Here is a 6,667-nt window from a genome sequence, read left to right as displayed (position 1 = left end):
CGGCCAGAGCGAGCCGGCGGTGCCCGGGCGTCGCGGGGTGACGGCGAGCGCCAGCGCCGCGACGAGCAGCGTCGCGGCGAGGATCCAGCGGTCCGTCGCGGGGGCGACGCCGCGCCCGATGCCCAGCACGACGGTGGCGGTGACGACGACGGCCGCGGCGCCGGCGACGCCGAGCCACCAGGGCGACGTCGTCGGGCGGGTGACCGTCGGGTCGTGCACGTCGCGGCGGCCGCCCTTCGCGACGCGGACCGCCGTGGGCCGCGTCAGGACGTGCAGGACGGCGCCGTCCGACAGGTGCTCGCCCGTGGTCGAGTAGATGTCGACCTGCTGGCCCGAGGAGTCGACGACCGTCAGGGTCGGGTCGTCCAGGTCGGCGCCCGTCGCGCGCAGCACGTCGTAGACCGGGGTGCCGTGCGGGACCGCGACGTCGACCGAGCGGTCACCCAGACGGAGTCCGACCAAGGACCGGGCGGGTGAGATCACACCGACTCCCTGGAAGCTCGCGCGCGGCTGGACGCGCTCATATTAGGGTGTGCGCCGGGTCTCGAGGCCCAGGAGCGCACGAGGGAGAGCCCGACGAGATGACCGCACCCCCGCTCGCCGGCCCCTCCAGCACGCGGGTGGCGCCCCCGTCCGTCCCAGCGGGCCGGATCCAGGTCCTCCCGCCGCCCGAGATCACCCCGTCGGACGGCATCAGCGGCATGCTGACCACGCTGATCCCGATGCTCGGCTCGGCCGGCTCCATCGTCTTCGTGGCCCTCGCGACGCCCGGCACGCGCGGCATGATCGCGGGCGGCATGTTCCTCGTCGCCTCGCTCGGCTTCGTCTTCGTCAACGGCTGGCGCCAGCGCTCGCAGCACCAGGCCACCGTCGTGGGCGCCCGCCGGGAGTACCTCGCGTACCTCTCCGAGCTGCGGGAGACCGTGCGCCAGGCGGCCCGCGCCCAGCGCCGCCGGGCGCTGTGGGACAACCCGGAGCCCACCGCCCTGGCCGTGGTCGCCGAGGAGCGCTCGCGGGTCTGGGAGCGCCAGCCCGACCACGAGGACTTCCTCGACGTGCGCATCGGCCTGGCCGACCAGGCCCTCTGCCTGACGCTCGACCCGCCGGAGACGGCCCCGCTCGCGCAGCTCGACCCGGTCGCCGCGTCGGCGGCCCACCGGTTCATGGTCACGCACCAGACGCAGCACGACGTCCCCGTCGCGGTGGACGTCCGCTCCGTCGCGCGGGTCGAGATCACCGGCGACGAGGCCGACGTGCGCGGCCTCGCCCGGGCCATGGTCAGCCACCTGGCGGCGTTCCACTCCCCCGAGCACCTGCGCATCGCCGTGGTCGCCTCCCCCCAGGCGCTCGGTGAGTGGGACTGGGCCAAGTGGCTCCCGCACACGCACAGCACCCGCGTGCGCGACGCCGTCGGCCCGGCGCGGATGATCGGCGCCTCGCTCACCGACCTCGAGGACCTCCTGCCCGAGGGCCTGCCCGACCGGCCCCGCTTCGGCGTGAACGAGACGCCGCTGCTCCCGCACCTGCTCGTCGTCGTCGACGGGGGCGACGTGCCCGCCGGCAACGCGATCCTCACGTCCGACGGCGTCATGGGCGTCACCGTCCTGGACCTGCCGGAGCGGTGGGACGACCTCGCCGACCCGCGGACCCTGCGCCTCACGCTCGGCTCGCGCGTCGGCGCCGGCCGCACGCCGTCGGGCGCCCCTCGCCTCCCCGTCGAGGCGCTGCACCTGGGGCGCGCGCCCTTCGAGGCGTCGGCCGACCGGATGTCCGTCGCGGACGCCGAGGCCGCGGCGCGGCGGCTCATGCCGCTCTACCTCGAGTCCGGCCCGCGCGCGGAGGACTCGCCCGCCGTCTCGGCCGAGCTCGTGGACCTGCTCGGCATCGGCGACGTGCGCGACTTCGACCCCGACGTGCACTGGCGCCCGCGCCTGCAGCGCGACCGGCTCCGGGTGCCGATCGGCCTCACGAGCCAGGGGCAGCCGATCGCCCTGGACATCAAGGAGTCGGCGCAGCAGGGCATGGGTCCCCACGGCCTGATCATCGGCGCGACGGGGTCCGGCAAGTCCGAGGTGCTGCGCACGCTCGTGCTCGCGCTCGCGCTGACCCACTCGTCGGAGGACCTCAACTTCGTCCTCGTCGACTTCAAGGGTGGAGCGACGTTCGCCGGCATGGCCGACATGCCGCACGTCTCGGCGATCATCACCAACCTCGGCGAGGAGCTCACCCTCGTCGACCGCATGCAGGACGCCCTGCAGGGCGAGATGACGCGGCGCCAGGAGCTGCTGCGCGCGGCCGGCAACTTCGCGAACGTCACGGACTACGAGAAGGCCCGCGCGGGCGGGCGCACCGACCTCGAGCCGCTGCCCGCGCTCCTCATCGTCGCCGACGAGTTCTCCGAGCTGCTCTCCGCGAAGCCGGAGTTCGTCGACCTCTTCGTCGCGATCGGCCGCCTCGGCCGCTCGCTGCAGATGCACCTCCTGCTGTCCTCGCAGCGCCTCGAGGAGGGGCGCCTGCGCGGCCTCGAGTCGCACCTGTCCTACCGGATCGGCCTGCGCACGTTCTCGGCCGCCGAGTCCCGCACGGTCCTCGGCGTCCCCGACGCCTACACGCTGCCCGCCGTGCCCGGCATGGGGTACCTGAAGCCCGACACGACGTCGATGATCCAGTTCCGCGCGTCCTACGTCTCCGGCCCGCCGAAGGGGCGGCGGCGCGCCGCGCGCGGCGGCCCCGCCGGACGCTCCACCAACGAGCGGATCGAGCTGTTCACCGCCGCGCCCGTGACCAGCGACGCCCCGCAGCTCGAGGCCGCGCCCGTGGTCGAGGTGGCCGAGCCCGAGGAGACGCGCGCGACGTTCGACATCGCCGTGCAGCGCATGGCGGGCAAGGGCCGCCCGGCGCACAAGGTCTGGCTCGAGCCGCTCGTCGTGCCCCACACGTTCGACCAGCTGATGCCCGACCTCGTCGCCGACCCGACCCTGGGGCTGCACTCGCCCGGGTGGCGCGGCGCCGGGGACCTCACCGTGCCGCTCGGCATCGTCGACCGGCCGCTCGAGCAGCGCCGGGAGAACCTCACGCTCTCCCTCGGCGGCGCCGCGGGCCACATGGCCATCGTCGGCGGCCCGCGCACGGGCAAGAGCACCGCGGCCCGCTCGCTCGTCACGGCGCTCTCGCTCACGTGCACCCCGCTCGAGGTCCAGTTCTACGTCCTCGACTTCGGCGGCGGCACGTTCAGCCCGATGACGCGCCTCGCGCACGTCGCGGGCGTGGCGAGCCGCGCCGAGCCCGACGTCGTGCGGCGGATCATCGCCGAGATCGACGGCATCGTGGACGCGCGCGAGCTGTACTTCCGTCAGAACGGCATCGACTCGATCGAGACGTACCGGCAGCGCCGGGCCCAGGGCCTGGTCGACGACGGCTACGGCGACATCTTCCTCGTCGTCGACGGCTGGAGCACGATCCGGGCCGAGTTCGACGAGCTCGAGGCCGAGATCCAGACGCTCGCCGGGCGGGGCCTGACCTTCGGTCTGCACCTCGTGGCCACGGCCAACCGCTGGATGGACTTCCGCTCGCAGGTCAAGGACGTCTTCGGGACCCGGCTGGAGCTGCGCCTGGGCGACCCGATGGACTCGGACATCGACCGGCGCGTCGCGGTCAACGTGCCGAAGGACCGGCCGGGCCGAGGCATCACCACGACCAAGCACCACGTGCTGACCGCGCTGCCGCGGATCGACGGCGACGGCGACTCCGCCTCCCTCGGCGCCGGCGTCGACCAGATGATCGAGGCGGTCAACGCCGCGTGGCAGGGACCGGCGGGGCCCAAGCTGCGGCTGCTGCCCGAGATGGTCGAGCTCGAGCAGGTGCGCGAGATGGCGGCCCAGGGTCGCGGCGTGGACGACCGGCACATCCTCCTGGGCATCGACGAGGCCGCGCTCGCGCCGGTCGGGATCGACCCCCGCGAGGAGTCGCACCTGTACGCGTTCGGCGACGGCGGTGCCGGCAAGTCGGCCCTGCTGCGCGGCGTCGCGGTCGAGGTCCAGCGGCTCTACACCCCCGCGCAGGCCCAGATCTTCGCGATCGACTTCCGCCGCTCGCTGCTCGGTGAGATCCCGGACGAGTACCTGGCCGGCTACCTCACCACGCAGGACCAGGCCAAGGACGAGATCGCCGGCATCGCGGGGTACCTCAAGGGGCGCCTGCCCGGCCCGGACGTCACGCCCGAGCAGCTGCGCGCGCGGTCCTGGTGGTCCGGGGCCGAGGTCTTCGTGCTCGTCGACGACTACGACCTCGTGGCGACGTCGCAGGGCAACCCCCTGACCCCGCTGGTCCCGCTGCTGGCGCAGGCCGGCGACGTCGGCCTGCACCTCGTGCTGACCCGGCGCACGGGTGGTGCCGCGCGGTCGATGTACGAGCCCGTGCTGCAGTCCCTCAAGGACCTGGCGGCGCCCGGCATCGTCATGTCCGGCAGCCCGGACGAGGGGGCGCTCATCGGCGGCGCCAAGCCGGTGCCCGGCGTCGCGGGGCGTGCCCAGCTCATCACGCGGGACAACGGCCGCCAGGTGGTCCAGCTCTCGTTCACGCCCGCGACGCTCTGACCTCCGCACCGGACCCCGGGGCGGGAGCCGCGCGTTCCAAGATCGGCGCGCCGCGCGGCGGTCCGTCCCGGGGGCCCGCTAGCGTCGGCCCAGCGCCGCCCCCGCGGCCCGAGGAGGACCATGAGCGCCGACGTCGCCGTCGAGACCCACGCCCTGCGCAAGACCTACCGCACGGTGCGGGGCCGCCGGGTGGCCGTGGCCGGGCTCGACCTGACCGTCCCCGCGGGCGGAGTCCACGGGTTCCTCGGCCCCAACGGGTCGGGCAAGACGACGACGATCCGGATGCTGCTCGGGCTCGTGCGCCCCGACTCGGGCAGCGCGCGCATCTTCGGCCACGAGGTCCCCCGCCAGCTCCCCGGGGTGGTGCACCGCGTCGGCGCGATCGTCGAGGCGCCCAAGCTCTTCCCGGCCTTCTCGGGGCGCCGCAACCTCACGCTGCTCGCGGACGGCATCGGCACGCCGCGCACGCGCGTCGGGGCGGTGCTCGAGGAGACCGGCCTGGCGGACCGGGCCGACGACCGCTACTCCAGCTACTCGCTCGGCATGAAGCAGCGCCTCGCGATCGCCGCGACGCTCCTCAAGTCGCCGGACCTGCTCATCTTCGACGAGCCGACCAACGGCCTCGACCCGGCCGGCATCCACGAGATCCGCCGCACGATGCGGCGCCTGGGCGACGAGGGCCGCACGGTCCTGGTGAGCAGCCACGTGCTCGCGGAGGTCGAGCAGGTCGCCGACACGGTCTCGATCATCGGGCGCGGCCGACTGCTCGCGAGCGGCAGCGTCGCCGACGTCATCGGCGACCGCACGGCGGAGGTCAGGGTGGGGGTGCGCGAACCGGACCGGGCCGCGGAGGCCCTGCGCGCCGCCGGCGCACAGGTGCGCCGCGAGGGTGACCACCTGCTGGTCGAGGGCGAGCCGGATCCCGCGCGCGTCACCTACCTCCTCGCGCAGCAAGGGCTGTGGGTCCACGAGCTGACCCCCGTGCGCGCGGGCCTGGAGACCGTCTTCCTGGAGCTGACCGCGAGCGAGACGCTCGGCGCCCCCACCCGGCGCACCACCGGCGGAGGTGCCCGATGAGGCTGTTCGCGGTCGAGGTCCGGCGCCTGCTCGCGCGCCGCATGCTGGTGGCGGTCGTCGGGGCCGGGCTGGCCACGGTGGTGCTGGTCGCCATCGGGGTCTTCTTCAGCTCCCGCCCGCTGTCCGCGGCCGACCTCGAGCAGGCCCAGCGCTCGTACGAGGCCGCGCTGGAGGAGTGGGAGCTCAACGGCGAGGAGATGATCGCCGACTGCGAGGAGGCCGAGGCCGCCGAGCGCGAGGCCACGGGGACGGACGTCGACTACGGCTGCGACCAGATGACCGCGCCGCAGGAGGAGTGGTTCGTGCCCCAGGCGCAGGACTTCGCCTCCGCCGCGCCCGGCGTGCTCGCGACGACGGCGCTCCTGCTCGCCTTCCTCGCCGTCCTGCTGGGCGTGACGGCGACCGCCGCCGAGCTCACGACCGGCGCGATGGGCACGTGGCTGACGTTCGTGCCCCGCCGGACCGCGGTGCTCGCCTCGAAGCTCGCGGCCGCCGGCACCGTCGCGCTGGTCGTCGTCACGGTGCTCGTCCTGCTCCTCGTCGGGGGCGTCTGGATCGCCCACGCGGCCAACGACGCCACCGGGACGGCCACCGCGGCCGGCTGGCGCGAGATCGGCGGGATCGCCCTGCGCCTGGTCCTGCTCGGCGGCGTCGCGGGCGTGCTCGGCGCCGCGCTGGGCGTGCTGCTGCGCCACACCGCCGCCGCGCTCGGCGTGCTCGCCGGCTGGGCGCTGGTCGTCGAGTCGCTCGTGAGCGGCCTGTGGCCCGACCTGCAGCCCTGGCTGCTGCGCACCAACGTCCTGGCGTGGGTCCAGGACGGCACCACCTACTGGACCCAGGAGTGCACCGTGGGCGCCCAGGGGACCGTCTGCGAGGGCGTCGAGCACGCCGTCTCCCTCGGGCAGGGCGGCCTGTGGCTCCTCGTGGTGAGCGCCCTCCTCGTGGCGCTCACCGGCGCGGTGTTCCGCGTGCGCGACGTCACCTGACGTCGCGCA

4 protein-coding genes are annotated in these 6,667 nt (G+C 74.8%); 3 read left to right on the top strand and 1 reads right to left on the bottom strand.

The features are described from left to right. Nucleotides 1-483 (bottom strand): hypothetical protein (locus IDM29_RS13490; protein ID WP_223148325.1); only part of this gene is annotated, 483 nt, incomplete at its 3' end. A gap of 98 nt (nt 484-581) precedes the next feature. Here IDM29_RS13490 and eccCa point away from each other — a divergent pair. From eccCa to IDM29_RS13475, 3 genes are all read left to right on the top strand, one after another. Further along, nucleotides 582-4,595: a type VII secretion protein EccCa gene (eccCa, locus tag IDM29_RS13485; protein ID WP_188037637.1), complete on the top strand. Its 4,014-nt coding sequence runs from the start codon at nt 582-584 to the stop codon at nt 4,593-4,595. A gap of 120 nt (nt 4,596-4,715) precedes the next feature. Continuing rightward, nucleotides 4,716-5,672 (top strand): ABC transporter ATP-binding protein, encoded by a 957-nt coding sequence (locus IDM29_RS13480; RefSeq protein WP_182112086.1) that lies wholly within the window; start codon nt 4,716-4,718, stop codon nt 5,670-5,672. After that, nucleotides 5,669-6,658, top strand: coding sequence for an ABC transporter permease subunit (locus IDM29_RS13475; protein ID WP_188037636.1), 990 nt, complete (start codon nt 5,669-5,671; stop codon nt 6,656-6,658). The genes IDM29_RS13480 and IDM29_RS13475 overlap by 4 nt, the downstream gene beginning before the upstream one ends. Nucleotides 6,659-6,667 lie beyond the last annotated feature (9 nt).

The sequence above is a fragment of the Actinotalea sp. JY-7885 genome (assembly GCF_014525465.1).
In the GTDB taxonomy this organism is placed as follows: domain Bacteria; phylum Actinomycetota; class Actinomycetes; order Actinomycetales; family Cellulomonadaceae; genus Actinotalea.
The sequence above is the reverse complement of the archived record's forward strand: the minus strand, read 5'-3'. Positions and strand labels throughout refer to the sequence as shown.